We start from the raw sequence: 18992 nt of genomic DNA on the forward strand, positions 1-18992 counted from the left end.
GTTTCGTGTACAATATTATCGATGATAAGGGATGGGGAGCTGCGGCTCCCTACCTATCAAATATAAAAAATAAACTGCATTTTTAGGAGGAACATTTTAAAATGGCAAAAGAAAAATTTGACCGTTCTAAACCCCACGTAAACATTGGTACGATCGGACACGTTGACCATGGTAAAACTACACTTACAGCTGCTATCACAACTGTATTATCTAAAAAAGGTTTGGCTCAAGCTTCAGCTTACGACCAAATCGATGGCGCTCCAGAAGAACGCGAACGCGGAATCACTATCTCAACTGCTCACGTTGAGTACGAAACTGAAGCACGTCACTATGCTCACGTTGACTGCCCAGGACACGCGGACTACGTTAAAAACATGATCACTGGTGCTGCTCAAATGGACGGCGCGATCTTAGTAGTATCTGCTGCTGATGGTCCTATGCCTCAAACACGTGAACACATCTTGTTATCACGTAACGTTGGTGTACCATACATCGTTGTTTTCTTAAACAAAATGGATATGGTTGATGACGAAGAATTACTAGAATTAGTTGAAATGGAAGTTCGTGACTTATTGTCAGAATATGACTTCCCAGGCGACGATGTTCCTGTAATCGCTGGTTCTGCTTTGAAAGCTCTTGAAGGCGATGCTTCATACGAAGAAAAAATCATGGAATTAATGGCTGCAGTTGACGAATACGTTCCAACTCCAGAACGTGACACTGACAAACCATTCATGATGCCAGTCGAAGACGTATTCTCAATCACTGGACGTGGTACTGTTGCTACAGGCCGTGTTGAACGTGGACAAGTTCGCGTTGGTGACGAAGTTGAAATCGTTGGTATTGCTGAAGAAACTGCTAAAACAACTGTAACTGGTGTTGAAATGTTCCGTAAATTGTTAGACTATGCTGAAGCAGGGGATAACATTGGTGCATTGCTACGTGGTGTTGCTCGTGAAGACATCCAACGTGGACAAGTATTGGCTAAAGCTGGTACAATCACACCTCATACAAAATTTAAAGCTGAAGTTTACGTTTTAACAAAAGAAGAAGGTGGACGTCACACTCCATTCTTCACTAACTACCGTCCTCAGTTCTACTTCCGTACAACTGACGTAACTGGTGTTGTTGAATTACCAGAAGGAACTGAAATGGTTATGCCTGGTGATAACGTAACAATCGACGTTGAATTGATCCACCCAATCGCTATCGAAGACGGAACTCGTTTCTCAATTCGTGAAGGCGGACGTACTGTTGGTTCAGGCGTTGTAACTTCAATCCAAGCTTAATTTGATTGATCGAAGAGCAAAAGCGTACGCGCTTTTGCTCTTTTTTTGACATTTGTAGAAAAAAGCCGCTCTCTTTAGCTGCGATGAACCGTAACGGATTCATCAACGCTAGAGAGAGCGGTGCTTTTTATTTTATTAGTTTTTGCTTCTTCAAGAAGGCGTCAAATCCTTGGTCAGGACGATTGCTGTAAAACCCAGCAAATTTTTCTGACCACGGTTTGGTCTCGCGAGCTTCCCCAAAAGCAGTCATCGTTTGATCGTAGGCTTCGATCGCCTCATAAGAATAGTCCTGATAGTGGTTGTAATGAATGACCGCTTCTTCTGGCAAGCGAGGTTTGACCTTCATTTCTACGATTGGTTTACCGATGCTCAAGCCAGCCACAGGATAGACATATTCCGGTAAGTGCAACAATTCAGCGATTTTGGCGCTGTCTTTGCGGACGCTGCCGGAAATGACGGTGCCTAAGCCCAGTGATTCAGCAGCGATCGCACCAGATTGCAAAGCGATGCTGGCATCAGTGGTGGCGATCAATAATGGCTGATAGCCTTCATCGATTGGATAGGGAGTCTGTTTTTCGTCAGCAACTTTTTTGGTTCGATTTAAATCAGCTAAAAATAGCAGAAAGAGTGAACTTGCTGCGATATGAGGATTGCCAGGATTCCATTCGACCATTTGTTGGCGAATCTGCGGGTCGTCGATCACTAAGATCGAATAGGCTTGCCCGTTCATCCAGCTAGGTGCTTGACGAGCCGCAGTCAAAATCGCGGTTACTTGCTCTTGGCTCAAGCGGTAGTCAGGGTCAAATTGTCGGTAAGTGCGGTGATTGTGCAAAAGCTCAATGGTTTCGTTCATAGGTTTGCTCCTTTAACTGTTGGGTGATTTTTGTGAATCGTTCTTGAAATAGCGGTAAATCATCTTTGGCTAAGCGGGTATAGTTCAAACGCAAGCCATTCGTATCGTTACTGAAAAGAAACGCAGGTGCTACTAAGCAATCGTTCGCCAAAAAGAGTGACCAATCTTTGCGAGTCAATGTGCGGTGACGCCAAGTCAACCACAGGTAAAGGCCACCTTTCGTCGGCTGCCATTGCCAATCCTCCTGAAATGCCTGCAAGAGTTGGAGTAAGTCTTGCTGGCGCTGGGCCATTTCTGCAAGCAGTGTCCGCTGCTGCTGGTGGTAATCAGAGGAGCGTAAGGCGATGTTGGCAAGGACTTGCGGGAAGATCGTGGTATCGATCGCCATCCGTTTTTTCGCGTGGGCAAATTGGTCGGCTAACGCTTCTGGCACCAAAAGCCAGCCGATTTTGATGGATGATCCTAGTAATTTTGAAAGCGAGCCTAAATAAATGACGGTTTCGGGAGCCATGGATTTTAGCTTGGGCGGTACTTTATCAAAAGCCAACTCGCTAAAAACATCGTCTTCTATGATCGGTACTTGGTAGGTTTGGCAAAGGCGGATGATCGCTTGGCGCCGATGGTCACTCATAGTATGTCCCGTTGGATTTTGGAAGGTGGGATTCAGATAGACGAATTTGATCTTCTTTTCCTTCAACACTTTTTCCAATGCCGCAGGCCGCATCCCTTCGCTATCTTGCTTGATCCCGATCAGCTGGACATTCATCGTGGAAAACAAGGGGAGAGAGAACAAGAAAGAAGGGTCCTCTGTCGCGATACAATCCCCCGCATGCAATAAGACTTGCATTAGCAAGGTGATTCCTTGTGTCGATCCAGCAGTGATCACTAGTTTTTGTCCGTTGGTGGGCAAATTGAAGGAATCAGCAAGGTGCTGCAATAAGATTTCTTGCAAAGGTTCATAACCCGTCGGTAATACTTTGGTGCTTTCCTTGCGAATCTCTTCCCAGGTAAAGGCAGGAAACGTGAAATCGGGGATCAGATCGGCAGGTAGATCACCTGTGTACAGATCCAGCACATCCTTCTCGGTGCGCAAATGCTGAATCTGTTGAACGTAAGGGTCTTGCTGCAGATAAGGGCTGCTTAAAGACGAGCGCAAATAAGAAAGTGGCGTTTGACGGTTCCCCCAACGACCTTCCAATACACGAGAGCCGCTGCCTTGTTTTCGTTCGATCCATCCTAAGCTTTTCAATTCATCTAACGCTTTGACGACGGTGGAACGATTGACGCCAAAAGTCTGGGCGAGGCTGCGCTCTGGTGGCAAACGATCCCCAGGTCCGTAGGTTCCCGCTTGGATCTCTTCGATAAAATGAGTCACGATCTGCTGGTAAATCGGTTGTTTCTTCTGTTTGTCGATACTTGATGAAGCCATCCTGCACCACCTTTTTCAATTGGATGGTTTAAAAATAAGCCAAATGGCTCTTTTCGTCAAGGGGAAGATTGACTATACTTAGCAAAAAGCACAAGGAGATGAGGAAGATGGAAAAAGTCCTATCAATTGCTGGGTCGGATTCAACCGGAGGTGCCGGTATCGAAGCAGATTTAAAAACATTTCAGGAATATGGTGTCTTTGGTTTTGCCACGATCGCTTCGATCGTCACGATGGACCCGCAAGCAGGTTGGAGCCATGAAGTAACGGCGATGGAAACAGCGCTTGTCGAAAAACAATTGATCGCTGCTTTTGCAGGTGATCCGATGGATGCTCTAAAAACGGGCATGTTAGGCAATGAAGACAATATTGTCCAAGCTGCGCAGATGATCCAACAGCAGCAAGTCAAAAATGTGGTGATCGATCCTGTCATTGCTTGCAAAGGGACTGCAGAAATCTTACAGCCAAAAAGCGTCGATGCCATCATCACGCATTTGTTGCCGTTAGCAGATGTTGTCACCCCTAATTTAGTAGAAGCGGGGATTCTTTCAGGTTTGGGTGATTTGACGAGTGTGGAGGCCATGAAGCAAGCTGCTGAAAAAATCCATGAATTAGGTGCTAAATACGTCGTGATCAAAGGGGGGCATCGCTTGCCAGGAGCAAAAGCCGTTGACCTCGTTTATGATGGGCAATCCTTCCTCTTGTTAGAAAGTGAAAAAATCGCTACCGATTTCAATCACGGGGCAGGCTGCACCTTTTCAGCTGCGATCGCTGCGGGTCTTGCAAAAGGCAAACCCGTCGTGGAAAGCGTTCGGTTAGCGAAAGCCTTTGTCACAGCGGCAATCAAAGAAGGAGTGGTGATCAATCCTTATGTGGGTCATGTGTGGCATGGTGCCTATACCCACGCCCGAGACCGTATGCAGGAGGAAGCGCCGCAATAGCAGGTTTTCTTCTATAATAAATAGGAAATGAAGAAGTGCTTAAAAGAAGCGGTCAACGCTTCTTTTTTTGTGTTACGAAACCAAAAGAAAATTTTCTGAAAGAAATGCAAAAGAATCCCGGTTTTTCCATAAAAAAAGCTTGCAATCAATGTTTATCCGTAATATAATCATAAAGGTGCTGTTTACGTAAATACGTAAGTCACACTGGCAGCAAAGAAATTTTCTGCCGGCTACGAAACGAGAGGTTGCGACACGCCCGGACGCTTTGCCATGGACGAGCGTGACGGAAAATTTTCGTGGAGCTATGTCTACTTTTCAAAATAGGCGAAGGAGGGAAAACAATGGCAAAACAAAAAATTCGTATCCGTTTAAAAGCGTATGAACATCGTATTTTAGATCAATCAGCGGATAAAATCGTAGAAACTGCAAAGAGAACTGGAGCTGGCGTATCTGGTCCAATTCCATTACCAACGGAACGCAGCTTGTACACGATCATCCGTGCGACGCACAAATACAAAGATTCACGCGAACAATTCGAAATGCGTACACACAAACGTCTAATCGACATTGTGAATCCAACACCAAAAACTGTTGATGCTTTAATGAAGCTAGACTTGCCAAGCGGTGTTAATATCGAAATCAAACTATAATAATTAAGATGGAGGTGTAATCATGACCAAAGGAATCTTAGGGAAAAAAGTGGGAATGACTCAAATCTTCACTGAATCTGGCGAATTGATTCCAGTAACTGTAGTAGAAGCTACACCAAACGTAGTGCTACAAGTGAAAACAATCGAAAATGACGGCTACGAAGCAATTCAAGTCGGCTACCAAGATATGCGTGAAGTTTTGTCTAACAAACCTGCGAAAGGTCATGTTGCAAAAGCAAACACGGCTCCTAAGCGCTTCATTCGCGAATTCAAGAATGTAGAGCTAGAGGGCTTAGAAGTAGGATCAGAAATCAAAGTTGATATTTTTGAAGCAGGAGACATCATCGATGTAACCGGCACTTCGAAAGGTAAAGGATTCCAAGGCGTTATCAAACGTCACGGACAAAGCCGCGGACCAATGGCTCACGGTTCTCGTTACCACCGTCGTCCTGGATCAATGGGTCCAGTTGCACCTAACCGTGTATTCAAAAACAAACGTCTTGCTGGACGTATGGGCGGAAATCGCATCACGATCCAAAACTTGGAAATCGTACGCGTAGACGCAGAACGCAACGTTATCTTGATCAAAGGTAATGTACCTGGCGCGAAAAAATCATTGATTACAATCAAATCAGCTGTGAAAGCTAAATAAGTAGATAGGAAGAAAGGAGGAACTAAGGAATGCCGAATGTAGCATTATTCAAACAAGATGGAAGCCAAAATGGCGAAATTACATTGAACGAAGAAATCTTCGGAATCGAACCAAATGAATCAGTTGTCTATGATGCAATCATCATGCAACGCGCTTCATTAAGACAAGGAACACACGCTGTGAAAAACCGCAGTGCCGTTCGTGGCGGTGGCCGTAAACCATGGCGCCAAAAAGGAACTGGACGTGCCCGTCAAGGTTCAATCCGTTCACCACAATGGCGTGGAGGTGGCGTAGTCTTCGGACCAACACCACGTTCATACAGCTACAAACTTCCTAAAAAAGTTCGTCGCTTAGCAATGAAATCTGTATTGTCAGAAAAAGTTGCTTCAAATAACTTGGTAGCAGTAGAAGGATTAAGCTTTGATGCTCCAAAAACAAAAGAATTCAAACAAGTTTTAGCTAACTTGACAATTGACTCTAAAGTATTGGTAGTTTTAGAATCTGAAAACGACTTTGCCGCTTTATCTGCGCGCAACTTGCCAAAAGTTTCTGTAGTTACTGCTGATAACATTAGTGTTTTAGACATCGTTTCTAACGACAAAATGTTAGTGACACAAACTGCTCTTACTCAGATCGAGGAGGTGCTTGCATAATGAACTTACTAGACGTTATTAAACGCCCAGTGATCACTGAAAAATCAATGCTTGCCATGGATGACAAGAAATACACTTTTGAAGTGGACACAAAAGCTAACAAAACTTTAGTAAAACAAGCTGTAGAAGCTGCCTTTGACGGAGTGAAAGTGGCAAACGTGAACATCATCAACGTTCGTCCAAAATTCAAACGCATGGGTAAATATGCAGGATATACAAAAAAACGTCGCAAAGCTGTTGTGACTTTAACTGAAGATTCTAAAGAAATCCAAATTTTCGAAGCTGCTGAATAAGCAACTCACGCATAAACTTTACATGGGAGGGAAAAAGACGTGGCGATTAAAAAGTACAAACCTACCACGAACGGCCGTCGTAATATGACAAGTTCTGATTTCGCTGAAATCACAACTTCAACACCAGAAAAAACATTGTTAGCTCCTTTGAAAAACAATGCTGGTCGTAACAACAACGGACGTATCACGGTTCGTCATCAAGGTGGCGGTCACAAACGTCAATACCGTTTGATCGATTTCAAACGTAACAAAGACAACGTCGTTGCTACGGTTAAAACGATTGAATATGATCCAAACCGTTCTGCTAACATTGCGTTAGTACATTACGAGGATGGAGTAAAAGCATACATCTTAGCACCTAAAGGATTAGAAGTTGGCATGACTGTCGTTTCTGGTCCAGATGCAGATATTAAAGTAGGGAATGCATTACCACTAGAAAACATTCCAGTCGGTACTGTTATCCACAACATCGAAATGAAACCTGGTAAAGGTGGACAATTGATTCGTTCAGCTGGAACAAGTGCTCAAGTACTTGGTAAAGAAGGCAAATACGTATTGATCCGCTTGAACTCTGGTGAAGTACGAATGATCTTAGCATCATGTCGTGCAACAATCGGTTCTGTTGGTAATGAACAACACGAATTGATCAACATCGGTAAAGCCGGTCGTTCTCGTTGGATGCGCAAACGCCCAACTGTACGTGGTAGCGTAATGAACCCTAATGATCACCCACACGGTGGTGGTGAAGGTAAAGCACCAATCGGACGTAAAGCACCAGTTTCTCCTTGGGGACAACCTGCACTTGGTTACAAAACACGTAACAAAAAAGCAAAATCAGACAAACTTATCGTTCGTCGTCGTAAAACTAAGTAATATACTTGACCGTGTGTCGCACATTTTGAGAGGAGGTACACCATGGGTCGTAGTTTGAAAAAAGGACCTTTTGTCGATGACCATTTGATGAAAAAGGTCGAAGCACAAGAAGGCGCTGAAAAGAAAAAAGTGATCAAAACTTGGTCACGTCGTTCTACAATTTTCCCTAATTTTATCGGATTTACAATTGCTGTGTATGATGGACGGAAACATGTACCAGTTTACATCCAAGAAGACATGGTAGGACACAAATTAGGTGAATTTGCACCAACAAGAACTTATCGCGGACATGCTGCCGATGATAAGAAAACAAGACGCTAATTTTGAGGGGAGGATATCCAAAAATGGCAGAACAAATCACATCAGCGAAAGCAACTGCTAAAACAGTCCGCGTTTCTCCTCGTAAATCTCGTCTAGTTATTGACTTAATCAGAGGGAAAAGCGTTGCTGAAGCAATCGCGATCTTAAAGTTCACACCAAATAAAGCAGCTGGAATCATCGAGAAAGTCTTGATGTCAGCTATTGCCAATGCAGAAAATAATTTTGACTTAGATGTTGAAAACTTGATTGTTTCTGAAGCATTCGTAAACGAAGGACCAACGATGAAACGTTTCCGTCCACGTGCGAAAGGTTCAGCTTCACCGATCAACAAACGTACAAGTCATATTACTGTAGTCGTATCAGAAAAATAAGGAGGGACAATCAGTGGGTCAAAAAGTACATCCAATTGGAATGCGTGTAGGCATCATCCGTGACTGGGATGCTAAATGGTATGCTGAAAAAGAGTATGCTGAATTTCTACATGAAGATTTGAAAATCCGTAAATTTATCGCATCTAAACTTGCTGATGCCGCTGTGTCTACAGTTGAGATCGAGCGTGCAGCAAACCGCGTGAATATTTCAATCCACACAGCTAAACCAGGTATGGTTATCGGTAAAGGCGGATCTGAAGTCGAAAACCTAAGAAAAGAATTAAATAGCCTAACTGGCAAACGAGTTCACATCAACATCGTTGAAATCAAAAAACCAGATTTAGATGCTAAATTAGTAGGCGAAGGAATCGCACGTCAATTAGAAAACCGTGTTGCTTTCCGTCGTGCTCAAAAACAAGCGATCCAACGCACAATGCGTTCTGGCGCTAAAGGAATCAAAACACAAGTTTCTGGCCGTCTAAATGGTGCGGATATCGCTCGTTCAGAAGGTTACTCAGAAGGAACCGTTCCACTTCATACATTACGTGCGGACATTGATTACGCATGGGAAGAAGCAGATACAACATACGGAAAACTAGGAGTTAAAGTGTGGATTTATCGTGGAGAAGTTCTTCCAACTAAAAAGAACACTGAGAAAGGAGGGAAATAAACATGTTAGTACCTAAACGTGTAAAACACCGTCGTGAGTTCCGCGGAAAAATGCGTGGCGAAGCGAAAGGCGGAAAAGAAGTAGCATTCGGTGAATACGGCTTACAAGCTGTCGAATCACACTGGATCACAAACCGTCAAATCGAAGCTGCCCGTATCGCAATGACTCGTTATATGAAACGTGGCGGGAAAGTATGGATCAAAATTTTCCCTCACAAATCTTATACTGCCAAAGCTATCGGGGTACGTATGGGTTCTGGTAAAGGGGCTCCTGAAGGATGGGTATCACCAGTTAAACGTGGTAAAATCATGTTTGAAATTGCCGGTGTACCTGAAGAAGTTGCGCGCGAAGCGCTACGTCTTGCTTCTCACAAATTACCAGTGAAAACGAAGATCGTAAAACGTGAGGAAATGGGTGGTGAATCGAATGAAGGTTAAAGAAATCAGAGAATTAACCACTGCCGAAATGCTAGATCAAGAAAAACAATTGAAAGAAGAATTGTTCAATCTTAGATTCCAATTAGCAACAGGTCAATTAGAAAACACTGCACGTATCAAAGAAGTACGTAAATCGATTGCACGCATTAAAACAGTATTGCGTGAACAAGCTAAGTAATAGTGGAAGGAGGCCATTTAGCGTATGACTGAAGAAAGAAATCAACGCAAAGTTTACCAAGGTCGCGTGGTATCAGACAAAATGGATAAAACTATCACTGTTGTCGTTGAAACAAAGAAAAACCACCCTATCTACGGCAAACGTCTGAACTATTCTAAGAAATACAAAGCACACGATGAAAACAACGAAGCAAAAGTTGGCGATATCGTGAAAATTATGGAAACTCGTCCATTATCAGCTACGAAACGTTTCCGTCTAGTAGAGATTGTTGAAAAGGCAGTGATTATCTAATCACACGAGATTTTCCTATATAGATTGTGAATTGCAAAATCTGAAAGGAGGATACACATCGTGATCCAAGCAGAAAGCCGATTAAGAGTGGCGGACAACTCAGGTGCCCGTGAAATTCTAACGATCAAAGTCCTTGGCGGATCTGGTCGTAAAACTGCCAATATTGGTGACGTGATTGTTGCTACGGTTAAACAAGCAACGCCAGGTGGGGTTGTCAAAAAAGGTGACGTCGTTAAAGCCGTTATCGTTCGTACTAAATCAGGAGCTCGTCGTACAGACGGTTCATACATCAAATTCGATGAAAATGCTGCGGTTATTATCCGTGACGATAAGAGCCCTCGTGGAACTCGTATCTTTGGCCCAGTTGCCCGCGAATTGCGTGAAGGCAACTTTATGAAGATCGTTTCCCTAGCACCAGAAGTATTGTAATAGTGATTCTTATCTAAAGGAGGTGCGAAACAAACATGTTTGTTAAAAAAGGCGATAAAGTTAAAGTTATCACTGGTAAAGACAAAAACAAAGAAGGCGTTGTGCTAGCAGCGTTTCCTAAAAAAGACAAAGTCGTTGTTGAAGGTGTCAATGTTGTCAAAAAACACCAAAAACCTTCTCAAACTGCTCCTCAAGGCGGAATCGTTGAAATGGAAGCACCAATTCATGTTTCTAACGTGATGGTGGTTGATCCATCGAACGGTGAAGCTACGCGTGTCGGTTACAAAGAAGTTGACGGCAAAAAAGTCCGCGTTTCTAAGAAAACCGGAGAAGTTCTTGATAAATAATCTGATGAAGGAAGGAGGGGCTAACAGATGAACCGCCTTAAAGAAAAATATTCAAAAGAAGTTGTCCCATCATTAATGGACAAATTTAACTACAGCTCAATCATGGAAGCACCAAAAGTTGATAAAATCGTTATCAACATGGGTGTCGGTGACGCTGTTTCTAATGCTAAAAACTTAGACAAAGCTGTTGAAGAATTACAATTGATCTCAGGTCAAAAACCATTGATCACAAAAGCGAAAAAATCTATCGCAGGATTCCGTTTACGTGAAGGAATGCCAATCGGTGCGAAAGTAACACTACGCGGCGAAAGAATGTATGAATTCTTAGATAAACTAGTAAGTGTGTCATTGCCACGTGTCCGTGACTTCCACGGTGTGAGCAAAAAAGCGTTCGACGGACGCGGAAACTACACTTTAGGTATCAAAGAACAATTGATTTTCCCTGAAGTAGATTATGATTTGATCGACAAAGTACGTGGTATGGATATCGTGATTGTAACAACAGCAAACACAGATGAAGAATCTCGTGAATTGTTGACACAATTAGGCATGCCATTCCAAAAATAAAAAAAGGAGGCGAACTACGTGGCTAAAAAATCAATGATTGCTAAAAACAAACGCCCTGCTAAATTCTCAACGCAAGAATACACTCGTTGTGAACGTTGCGGACGTCCACATTCAGTTTATCGTAAATTTCATCTTTGCCGTATTTGCTTCCGCGAACTTGCCTATAAAGGACAAATTCCCGGCGTGAAGAAAGCTAGCTGGTAAACTATACTCGCATAAAGGAGGTAAATTATCCCATGGTCATGACAGATCCAATTGCAGATTTTCTAACGCGCGTGCGTAACGCAAACATGGTTAAACACGAAAGCCTAGAAGTACCTGCTTCAAAAATCAAACGTGATATCGCTGAAATCTTGAAACGTGAAGGTTTCGTCCGCGATGTTGAATACATTGAAGATGACAAACAAGGCGTGATCCGCGTATTTCTTAAATACGGTAAAAACGGTGAACGTGTTATCACAAACTTAAAACGTATCTCTAAACCAGGCTTGCGTGCTTATGTCAAAGCTGACGAAGTACCAAAAGTATTGAATGGTCTAGGAATCGCGATTATCTCAACTTCTGACGGTGTAATCACTGACAAAGAAGCTAGAGCAAAAAATGTTGGCGGCGAAGTAGTCGCTTATGTATGGTAATTTAAAATATTCCACAAGGAGGTGCCTCTAAGTGAGTCGTATCGGTAATAAGATCGTCGTTCTTCCTGCTGGTGTTGAAATCAAGCAAAACGGAAACGACATTACAGTTAAAGGACCTAAAGGTGAATTAACACGTACTTTCTCTTCTGATATCACAATGAATATCGAAGGAAACGAAGTAACATTCACTCGTCCAAATGATAGTAAAGAAATGAAAACTATCCACGGAACTACCCGTGCAAACTTCAACAACATGGTTGTTGGTGTTTCTGAAGGTTTCCAAAAAGCGTTAGAATTAATCGGGGTTGGGTACCGTGCTCAATTACAAGGGAAAAAACTTGTATTGAACGTTGGTTACTCTCATCCAGTTGAAATCGAAGCGCCAGCTGGAATCGAAATCGAAGTTCCTTCAAACACTTCTGTGATCGTTAAAGGATCAGATAAAGAAGTCGTTGGCGAATTGGCTGCCAATATCCGTGGCGTTCGTCCTCCAGAACCTTATAAAGGCAAAGGAATTCGTTATGTTGGCGAATTTGTACGCCGTAAAGAAGGTAAAACTGGTAAATAGTCGTAATTCTTTACGACTAGCAGCTTAGGCTAGCAAAATTAAAAGAGGTGACAAATTGTGATTACAAAACCAGATAAAAACAAGACACGTCAGAAAAGACATCGTCGTGTACGTAACAAAATCTCTGGTACTGCTGAGTGCCCACGCTTAAACGTGTTCCGTTCGAACAAAAACATCTACGCACAAGTAATTGATGACGTAGCGGGTGTGACGCTAGCAAGTGCCTCTGCCTTAGACAAAGAAGTTTCAGGTGCAACAAAAACTGAACAAGCACAAGCTGTCGGTAAATTAGTCGCAGAACGTGCAGCAGCAAAAGGTATTAAAGTAGTAGTCTTTGACCGTGGTGGATACCTTTACCATGGCCGTGTAGCAGCTTTAGCTGAAGCAGCTCGCGAAAATGGACTGGAATTTTAAGAGAAGGAGGAACACCATTCATGGTTTATATTGATCCAAAACATTTGGAATTAGAAGACCGCGTTGTTGCGATCAACCGTGTAACTAAAGTTGTTAAAGGTGGACGTCGTCTACGTTTTGCTGCATTAGTTGTTGTCGGTGACAAAAACGGACACGTAGGTTTCGGTACTGGTAAAGCACAAGAAGTACCAGAAGCAATCCGTAAAGCAATCGAAGACGCGAAGAAAAACTTGGTGGAAGTACCAATGGTTGGTTCTACAATCCCTCACGAAGTTATCGGTGTATTCGGCGGCGGACGCATCCTTATGAAACCTGCTGTAGAAGGTTCTGGGGTAGCTGCTGGTGGACCAGTTCGTGCCGTATTGGAATTAGCTGGGGTAGCTGATATCACATCTAAATCTTTAGGTTCTAACACACCAATCAACGTTGTTCGCGCAACAGTTGAAGGTTTAAAACAATTAAAACGCGCTGAAGAAGTGGCAGCACTTCGCGGCAAATCAGTAGAAGAATTAATCGGTTAAGGAGGACACTATAATGGCTGAATTGAAAATTACTTTAAAACGCAGTATTATCGGACGTCCCCAAAACCAACGTGATACTGTAAAAGCGTTAGGTCTTACAAAGTTGAATTCAACAGTTGTAAAACCTGCTAATGATGCAATCAAAGGCATGGTTAACACTGTTTCTCACTTAGTGGACGTTGAAGAGGTCTAAGGATCAGCAGATCTAGTTTGATTAAGGAGGTGCCAAACCTATGAAACTTCATGAATTAAAACCATCAGAAGGCTCACGCCAAGTACGTAACCGTGTCGGTCGAGGAACTTCATCTGGTAACGGTAAAACAGCTGGACGTGGACAAAAAGGTCAAAAAGCTCGTTCAGGCGGCGGAGTACGTCTAGGATTCGAAGGTGGACAAACACCATTGTTCCGTCGTTTACCAAAACGTGGCTTTACAAATGTGAACCGCAAAGAATATGCAGTCATCAATCTTGATGTCTTGAACCGCTTTGAAGACGGTGCTGAAGTAACACCTGTTGCTTTACACGAAGCTGGAATCGTCAAAGACGAAAAAGCTGGAATCAAAGTATTAGCTAACGGAGAATTAACGAAGAAATTGACTGTGAAAGCAGCTAAATTCTCAAAAGCAGCTGAAGAAGCAATCGTTGCTGCTGGTGGATCAATCGAGGTGATCTAATGATCAGACTATTGAAGGATGCCTTTAAGGTTAAGGATATTAGATCCAGAATATTGTTCACCGTCTTAATCTTGTTTGTCTTTCGTCTGGGAACACATATTACTGTGCCAGGCGTAGACGCAAGTCGCCTAAACACCATCGCGGATCTACCATTTTTAAACATGTTAAACTTGGTAAGTGGTGGCGCCATGCAACAATTTTCGATTTTCTCGATGGGGGTTTCGCCTTACATCACTGCCTCAATTGTTATTCAGTTGTTGCAGATGGATATCGTCCCTAAATTTGTTGAATGGTCGAAACAAGGTGAAGTGGGTCGTAAGAAACTAAATCAGGCAACACGTTACTTGACGTTGGTATTGGGCTTTGTCCAATCCATGACATTAACGGCTGGATTTAACTATTACACTCAACTCGGGTTTGTAAACAATCCTAATATGGCAACCTATATCGTGATCGGTCTGATTTTAACAGCCGGAACGATGTTAGTCACTTGGTTAGGAGAGCAGATCACCGAGCGTGGTATCGGAAACGGTGTGTCAATGATCATCTTTGCAGGGATCATTTCACGCTTACCAGCAAGCATCAAAGAATTGATTGAAGATTACTTCATTAACGTGGATCAATCGGATATCTGGCTAAATGCTATCTTTATGGCGCTACTTGTGATCGCTGTGTTGATCGTCATTACTTTAGTAACGTATGTTCAACAAGCAGAACGCAAGATTCCGATCCAATATACAAAACGGGTAGCAGGAGCGCCTACCAGCAGTTACCTTCCTTTGAAAGTAAATGCTGCCGGGGTTATCCCAGTTATCTTTGCCAGTTCTTTTATTACAACACCAAATGCGATCATTCAAGCATTAGGTAGTTCATATAGAGGAGAAACTTGGTACGAAGTGGTGCAAACGATCTTTAGTTACAACACTGTACCGGGTGCGATCATCTATACTGTCTTGATCGTTGCGTTTACTTTCTTCTACGCATTTGTTCAAGTGAACCCTGAGAAATTAGCGGAAAACTTGCAAAAACAAGGAAGTTACATTCCGAGTGTGCGTCCTGGTAAAGGAACCGAAGAATATGTATCACGTTTGTTGATGCGATTAAGCACGGTTGGATCGATCTTTTTAGGATTGGTTGCTTTACTTCCAATCATCGCTCAGATGGCTTGGAATCTACCGCAATCGATCGGTCTAGGTGGAACGAGTCTATTGATCATTATCGGTGTGGCACTTGATACTGCCAAGCAGTTAGAAGGGCTTATGCTGAAACGGAAATATACTGGTTTCATCAATTAAAGTTATTGAAGTGTTGAGGATTTCCTCAACACTATTCAAAAACTTACAGGAGGAATTAGAATGAACTTCATTTTAATGGGATTACCTGGTGCTGGAAAAGGTACTCAGGCAGAACGTATCGTTGCTGAATACGGTCTTCCTCATATTTCAACAGGCGATATGTTTCGGGCTGCGATGGCGAACGAAACAGAACTAGGCCTTAAAGCAAAATCATACATGGATCAAGGCGCATTAGTTCCTGATGAGGTTACAAATGGGATCGTTAAAGAACGTTTAGCTGAACCTGATACCGAGAAAGGTTTCTTATTAGATGGTTTTCCTCGTACATTGGATCAAGCAAAAGCGTTAGATGAGATGCTAGCTGACCTTAACAAAAAACTTGATGCCGTTATTGATATTCATGTTCCTGAAGAAGTTCTTGTAGAACGTTTAGCCGGCCGCTTCATGTGCCGCAATTGTGGGGCAACTTATCATAAATTGTTCAATCCTCCAAAAGAGGAAGGAACATGTGATCGTTGTGGAAGTCATGACTTCTACCAACGTGAAGATGATAAGCCTGAGACGGTCAAAAATCGTCTAGCTGTCAATATCAAAAGCAGTGAACCAATTTTGACTTATTACAAAGACAAAGGGTTATTGCAATCGATTGATGGGGATCGCGACATCGACGCTGTATTCGAAGATGTTCAAAAGATCATTGACTAATCATAGATTGCCCGAGTCCAACTTGCAGCTTAAAACTTTCTCTTGAAATCTTTGACAGGATATGATAGAATATGTCAGTCCGACTTCTACTTTTTATTAAGTAGGAGCATAGTTTGAGAATATCAGGTGGGAACCGAGTTTCCGCCATTTTATCGTGTGAAAATCACAAGTACAAGGAGGTACTGTGCGTGGCAAAAGAAGATATGATTGAAGTCGAAGGTACAGTCGTCGAAACTTTGCCGAATGCAATGTTTAAAGTAGAATTGGAAAACGGACACCAAGTTCTAGCGACCGTTTCTGGTAAGATCCGGATGCACTACATTCGTATTTTACCTGGAGACAAAGTGACGGTGGAATTATCCCCGTATGATCTGAACCGTGGCCGCATTACTTATCGCTTTAAATAATTGTACTCCGTAAAACCACAGGAGGTATTATCATGAAAGTAAGACCATCAGTAAAACCAATGTGCGAACATTGTAAAGTAATTCGTCGTAAAGGACGCGTTATGGTGATTTGCCCAGCAAATCCAAAACATAAACAACGTCAAGGATAATCGGAGGTGTAACAAATATGGCTCGTATTGCAGGAGTAGATATTCCTCGTGATAAACGTGTGGTCGTTTCACTTACTTATATCTATGGTATTGGTAACACGACTGCAAAACAAATTTTAGCTGACGCTGGCGTGTCTGAAGAAGTTCGCGTTCGTGATTTAACGAATGAACAAACAGATGCTATCCGTGCGGAAGTTGATAAATTAAAAGTTGAAGGTGACCTTCGTCGTGAAGTGAACTTAAACATCAAACGATTGATGGAAATCGGTTCTTACCGTGGAATCCGTCATCGCCGTGGATTGCCAGTTCGTGGACAAAACACGAAAAACAATGCACGTACTCGTAAAGGCCCGTCTAAAACAGTCGCAGGCAAGAAAAAATAATTCCTAAGTGAAGGAGGTTAAAACTTCATGGCAGCAAAAAAAGTGAGTCGTAAACGCCGTGTGAAAAAGAATATTGAAGCGGGTATTGCACATATTCACTCAACATTCAATAATACAATCGTAATGATCACTGATACTCATGGTAATGCATTAGCATGGTCATCAGCTGGTTCATTAGGTTTCAAAGGAAGCAAAAAATCTACTCCTTTTGCCGCTCAAATGGCAGCAGAAACAGCTACCAAAGCAGCAATGGAACACGGATTAAGAACTGTTGAAGTAACAGTTAAAGGACCTGGTTCTGGACGTGAAGCAGCAATTCGTTCATTACAAGCAGCAGGTTTGGAAGTGAGTGCGATCCGTGACGTGACTCCAGTCCCTCATAATGGATGCCGCCCTCCAAAACGCCGTCGTGTTTAATGAGTGCTGCTCATTTTGAGTGTAACAAATACGTCATTGAACAAGACACTTTTCGTTTTGAAAGGGGTAATAGATAAGAATGATTGAATTCGAAAAACCAAGAATCGCAAAGATTGATGAAGACAAAGATTATGGCAAGTTCATCGTGGAACCTCTTGAAAGAGGCTACGGAACTACACTAGGAAATTCCCTACGTCGTATTTTATTATCTTCTTTACCTGGTGCGGCAATCACCAATATTCAAATCGATGGAGTTTTACACGAATTCTCAACTGTTAAGGGTGTTCGGGAAGACGTTGCTCAAATCATCTTGAATATTAAAGGTCTTGCATTGAAAATGTACGGGGATGAAGAAAAGACCCTTGAAATTGATATTTCAGGACCTGCTACAGTAACTGCTGGCGATATCATCGTTGATAGTGATGTAGAAATCCTTAACAAAGATATGTATATCTGTACCGTTTCTGAAGGTGCTACGTTCCATGCTCGCTTAACAGTGAAACCTGGCCGCGGCTACGTTCAAGCGGACGAAAACAAAAAAGAAGACATGCCAATCGGCGTTCTTCCAGTCGATTCAATCTATACACCAGTACGTCGTGTCAACTATCAAGTAGAAAACACACGTGTCGGTCGTCGAGATGATTTCGACAAATTAACGATGGAAATATGGACTGATGGCTCAATCGAACCATTGGAAGCAATGAGTTTGTCTGCGAAAATCATGACTGAACATTTAGACATCTTTGTTAACCTAACTGATGAAGCGAAAAACGCTGAAATCATGGTTGAAAAAGAAGAAACACAAAAAGAAAAAATGTTGGAAATGACGATCGAAGAATTAGACTTATCTGTTCGTTCATACAACTGTCTAAAACGTGCAGGAATCAATACTGTACAAGAATTGACAAACAAATCTGAACCAGAAATGATCAAAGTAAGAAACTTAGGCCGTAAATCTCTTGAAGAGGTCAAAGTGAAATTACATGATTTAGGTTTAGGACTACGTAAAGACGATTAAACCGTTTTCGATTACGTTAGTTCGGTTCGTCTGACCGATACAACATTCGAAAGTGAAGGAGGGAAACCACGTGAGTTATCGTAAACTAGGACGCACATCTAGCCAACGTAAAGCGATGTTGCGTGATTTGACAACTGATTTATTCATTAACGAACGTATCGTTACGACTGAAGCTCGTGCGAAAGAAGTTCGTTCAACTGCAGAAAAAATGATCACTTTAGGTAAACGTGGTGATTTGCATGCACGTCGTCAAGCAGCAGCATTCGTTCGTAATGAAGTTGCAAGTGTACGTGAAGAAAACGAAGAAGTAGTTATTGAATCAGCATTACAAAAATTATTCAATGATATCGCTCCTCGTTACACAGATCGCCAAGGTGGATATACTCGTATCTTGAAAACAGAACCAAGACGCGGAGATGCTGCACCAATGGTTATCCTAGAACTTGTTTAAAATCACACTTATCATCACTTTATAGATGTTTACTAAGAGTGTTATGATGTTGGAAGAAACTTTCCGAGTCTAGCTCAGCGCCTACACCTCGATGTATTTCGAGGTGTACGCACT

The 18992-nt window shown here is 42.5% G+C and carries 33 protein-coding genes; 31 read left to right on the top strand and 2 right to left on the bottom strand.

All coding sequences use genetic code 11. The features are described 5' to 3' along the window. The first annotated feature begins 101 nt into the window (after positions 1 to 101). Complete coding sequence (gene tuf / locus IGJ44_RS01225; RefSeq protein WP_005226902.1) at positions 102 to 1289, top strand: elongation factor Tu; 1188 nt, start codon at positions 102 to 104, stop codon at positions 1287 to 1289. Between the two features lie 127 nt (positions 1290 to 1416). On the opposite strand, the gene IGJ44_RS01230 is transcribed toward tuf, so the two are convergent. Then, positions 1417 to 2142 carry a nitroreductase family protein gene (locus IGJ44_RS01230; protein ID WP_010748613.1) on the bottom strand — a complete coding sequence of 242 codons (726 nt, stop codon included), beginning with the start codon at positions 2140 to 2142 and terminating at the stop codon, positions 1417 to 1419. Next, complete coding sequence (locus IGJ44_RS01235) at positions 2126 to 3571, bottom strand: PLP-dependent aminotransferase family protein (protein WP_430606048.1); 1446 nt, start codon at positions 3569 to 3571, stop codon at positions 2126 to 2128. Before IGJ44_RS01235 ends, IGJ44_RS01230 begins: the two co-directional genes overlap by 17 nt. Before the next feature lie 107 nt (positions 3572 to 3678). Here IGJ44_RS01235 and thiD point away from each other — a divergent pair, with 107 nt between their 5' ends. From thiD to rplQ, 30 genes are all read left to right on the top strand, one after another. Continuing rightward, the gene (thiD, locus tag IGJ44_RS01240; protein ID WP_074535396.1) at positions 3679 to 4509 is read left to right on the top strand and encodes a bifunctional hydroxymethylpyrimidine kinase/phosphomethylpyrimidine kinase; all 831 of its coding nucleotides are present in this window, start codon (positions 3679 to 3681) and stop codon (positions 4507 to 4509) included. Between the two features lie 341 nt (positions 4510 to 4850). Further along, a complete protein-coding gene (rpsJ, locus tag IGJ44_RS01245) occupies positions 4851 to 5159 on the top strand; it encodes a 30S ribosomal protein S10 (protein ID WP_003127966.1) in 309 nt (102 codons plus the stop codon). Between the two features lie 22 nt (positions 5160 to 5181). After that, positions 5182 to 5811 carry a 50S ribosomal protein L3 gene (gene rplC, locus IGJ44_RS01250; RefSeq protein ID WP_003127967.1) on the top strand — a complete coding sequence of 210 codons (630 nt, stop codon included), beginning with the start codon at positions 5182 to 5184 and terminating at the stop codon, positions 5809 to 5811. Positions 5812 to 5840: 29 nt separating this feature from the next. Further along, on the top strand, positions 5841 to 6464 hold the full coding sequence (rplD, locus tag IGJ44_RS01255; RefSeq protein WP_005226910.1) for a 50S ribosomal protein L4: 624 nt from the start codon (positions 5841 to 5843) through the stop codon (positions 6462 to 6464). Next, positions 6464 to 6757, top strand: coding sequence for a 50S ribosomal protein L23 (locus IGJ44_RS01260; protein ID WP_005226911.1), 294 nt, complete (start codon positions 6464 to 6466; stop codon positions 6755 to 6757). The genes rplD and IGJ44_RS01260 overlap by 1 nt, the downstream gene beginning before the upstream one ends. 39 nt (positions 6758 to 6796) lie before the next feature. Next, the gene (rplB, locus tag IGJ44_RS01265) at positions 6797 to 7630 is read left to right on the top strand and encodes a 50S ribosomal protein L2 (protein ID WP_005226912.1); all 834 of its coding nucleotides are present in this window, start codon (positions 6797 to 6799) and stop codon (positions 7628 to 7630) included. Positions 7631 to 7672: 42 nt separating this feature from the next. Continuing rightward, the gene (gene rpsS, locus IGJ44_RS01270) at positions 7673 to 7951 is read left to right on the top strand and encodes a 30S ribosomal protein S19 (RefSeq protein ID WP_005226914.1); all 279 of its coding nucleotides are present in this window, start codon (positions 7673 to 7675) and stop codon (positions 7949 to 7951) included. 23 nt (positions 7952 to 7974) lie between these two features. After that, positions 7975 to 8322, top strand: coding sequence for a 50S ribosomal protein L22 (rplV, locus tag IGJ44_RS01275; protein WP_003127973.1), 348 nt, complete (start codon positions 7975 to 7977; stop codon positions 8320 to 8322). Positions 8323 to 8335: 13 nt separating this feature from the next. Continuing rightward, the gene (gene rpsC / locus IGJ44_RS01280) at positions 8336 to 8992 is read left to right on the top strand and encodes a 30S ribosomal protein S3 (protein ID WP_005226916.1); all 657 of its coding nucleotides are present in this window, start codon (positions 8336 to 8338) and stop codon (positions 8990 to 8992) included. 2 nt (positions 8993 to 8994) lie between these two features. Continuing rightward, positions 8995 to 9429 carry a 50S ribosomal protein L16 gene (gene rplP, locus IGJ44_RS01285; protein WP_005226918.1) on the top strand — a complete coding sequence of 145 codons (435 nt, stop codon included), beginning with the start codon at positions 8995 to 8997 and terminating at the stop codon, positions 9427 to 9429. Beyond that, on the top strand, positions 9419 to 9607 hold the full coding sequence (rpmC, locus tag IGJ44_RS01290) for a 50S ribosomal protein L29 (protein WP_002288664.1): 189 nt from the start codon (positions 9419 to 9421) through the stop codon (positions 9605 to 9607). Before rplP ends, rpmC begins: the two co-directional genes overlap by 11 nt. 24 nt (positions 9608 to 9631) lie before the next feature. Continuing rightward, on the top strand, positions 9632 to 9898 hold the full coding sequence (gene rpsQ, locus IGJ44_RS01295; protein WP_003128005.1) for a 30S ribosomal protein S17: 267 nt from the start codon (positions 9632 to 9634) through the stop codon (positions 9896 to 9898). Between the two features lie 60 nt (positions 9899 to 9958). Beyond that, the gene (rplN, locus tag IGJ44_RS01300) at positions 9959 to 10327 is read left to right on the top strand and encodes a 50S ribosomal protein L14 (RefSeq protein ID WP_003128006.1); all 369 of its coding nucleotides are present in this window, start codon (positions 9959 to 9961) and stop codon (positions 10325 to 10327) included. A 35-nt stretch (positions 10328 to 10362) separates the two neighbouring features. Next, positions 10363 to 10674, top strand: a complete 312-nt coding sequence (gene rplX / locus IGJ44_RS01305; protein WP_003128007.1) for a 50S ribosomal protein L24 — start codon at positions 10363 to 10365, stop codon at positions 10672 to 10674. Positions 10675 to 10701: 27 nt separating this feature from the next. Beyond that, positions 10702 to 11241 carry a 50S ribosomal protein L5 gene (rplE, locus tag IGJ44_RS01310; RefSeq protein ID WP_005227088.1) on the top strand — a complete coding sequence of 180 codons (540 nt, stop codon included), beginning with the start codon at positions 10702 to 10704 and terminating at the stop codon, positions 11239 to 11241. Between the two features lie 18 nt (positions 11242 to 11259). Beyond that, positions 11260 to 11445 (top strand): type Z 30S ribosomal protein S14, encoded by a 186-nt coding sequence (locus IGJ44_RS01315; RefSeq protein WP_003128010.1) that lies wholly within the window; start codon positions 11260 to 11262, stop codon positions 11443 to 11445. Between the two features lie 32 nt (positions 11446 to 11477). Then, a complete protein-coding gene (gene rpsH, locus IGJ44_RS01320) occupies positions 11478 to 11876 on the top strand; it encodes a 30S ribosomal protein S8 (RefSeq protein WP_005227093.1) in 399 nt (132 codons plus the stop codon). Between the two features lie 31 nt (positions 11877 to 11907). Then, the gene (gene rplF / locus IGJ44_RS01325; RefSeq protein ID WP_005227095.1) at positions 11908 to 12444 is read left to right on the top strand and encodes a 50S ribosomal protein L6; all 537 of its coding nucleotides are present in this window, start codon (positions 11908 to 11910) and stop codon (positions 12442 to 12444) included. A 57-nt stretch (positions 12445 to 12501) separates the two neighbouring features. Next, positions 12502 to 12858: a 50S ribosomal protein L18 gene (gene rplR / locus IGJ44_RS01330; RefSeq protein ID WP_005227097.1), complete on the top strand. Its 357-nt coding sequence runs from the start codon at positions 12502 to 12504 to the stop codon at positions 12856 to 12858. A 20-nt stretch (positions 12859 to 12878) separates the two neighbouring features. Next, complete coding sequence (rpsE, locus tag IGJ44_RS01335) at positions 12879 to 13379, top strand: 30S ribosomal protein S5 (RefSeq protein ID WP_003128014.1); 501 nt, start codon at positions 12879 to 12881, stop codon at positions 13377 to 13379. Positions 13380 to 13392: 13 nt separating this feature from the next. Then, a complete protein-coding gene (rpmD, locus tag IGJ44_RS01340) occupies positions 13393 to 13572 on the top strand; it encodes a 50S ribosomal protein L30 (protein WP_003128015.1) in 180 nt (59 codons plus the stop codon). Positions 13573 to 13612: 40 nt separating this feature from the next. Continuing rightward, positions 13613 to 14053, top strand: coding sequence for a 50S ribosomal protein L15 (rplO, locus tag IGJ44_RS01345; protein ID WP_003128016.1), 441 nt, complete (start codon positions 13613 to 13615; stop codon positions 14051 to 14053). Beyond that, positions 14053 to 15348 (top strand): preprotein translocase subunit SecY, encoded by a 1296-nt coding sequence (gene secY / locus IGJ44_RS01350; protein WP_005227099.1) that lies wholly within the window; start codon positions 14053 to 14055, stop codon positions 15346 to 15348. Before rplO ends, secY begins: the two co-directional genes overlap by 1 nt. Before the next feature lie 60 nt (positions 15349 to 15408). Then, positions 15409 to 16053, top strand: coding sequence for an adenylate kinase (locus tag IGJ44_RS01355; RefSeq protein ID WP_005227100.1), 645 nt, complete (start codon positions 15409 to 15411; stop codon positions 16051 to 16053). Between the two features lie 188 nt (positions 16054 to 16241). Further along, positions 16242 to 16460, top strand: coding sequence for a translation initiation factor IF-1 (gene infA / locus IGJ44_RS01360; protein ID WP_002288695.1), 219 nt, complete (start codon positions 16242 to 16244; stop codon positions 16458 to 16460). A gap of 32 nt (positions 16461 to 16492) precedes the next feature. Then, positions 16493 to 16609, top strand: a complete 117-nt coding sequence (gene rpmJ / locus IGJ44_RS01365; protein ID WP_002288710.1) for a 50S ribosomal protein L36 — start codon at positions 16493 to 16495, stop codon at positions 16607 to 16609. A 17-nt stretch (positions 16610 to 16626) separates the two neighbouring features. Then, positions 16627 to 16992 (top strand): 30S ribosomal protein S13, encoded by a 366-nt coding sequence (gene rpsM, locus IGJ44_RS01370; protein ID WP_005227102.1) that lies wholly within the window; start codon positions 16627 to 16629, stop codon positions 16990 to 16992. A gap of 27 nt (positions 16993 to 17019) precedes the next feature. Next, the gene (gene rpsK, locus IGJ44_RS01375; RefSeq protein ID WP_005227104.1) at positions 17020 to 17409 is read left to right on the top strand and encodes a 30S ribosomal protein S11; all 390 of its coding nucleotides are present in this window, start codon (positions 17020 to 17022) and stop codon (positions 17407 to 17409) included. A gap of 79 nt (positions 17410 to 17488) precedes the next feature. Further along, positions 17489 to 18427, top strand: coding sequence for a DNA-directed RNA polymerase subunit alpha (locus tag IGJ44_RS01380; RefSeq protein ID WP_008376367.1), 939 nt, complete (start codon positions 17489 to 17491; stop codon positions 18425 to 18427). Positions 18428 to 18497: 70 nt separating this feature from the next. Next, the gene (gene rplQ, locus IGJ44_RS01385) at positions 18498 to 18878 is read left to right on the top strand and encodes a 50S ribosomal protein L17 (protein WP_003128038.1); all 381 of its coding nucleotides are present in this window, start codon (positions 18498 to 18500) and stop codon (positions 18876 to 18878) included. The last annotated feature ends 114 nt before the right edge of the window (positions 18879 to 18992 follow it).

The organism is Enterococcus sp. DIV1368d (assembly GCF_050542975.1).
GTDB classification, from domain to species: domain Bacteria; phylum Bacillota; class Bacilli; order Lactobacillales; family Enterococcaceae; genus Enterococcus_D; species Enterococcus_D casseliflavus.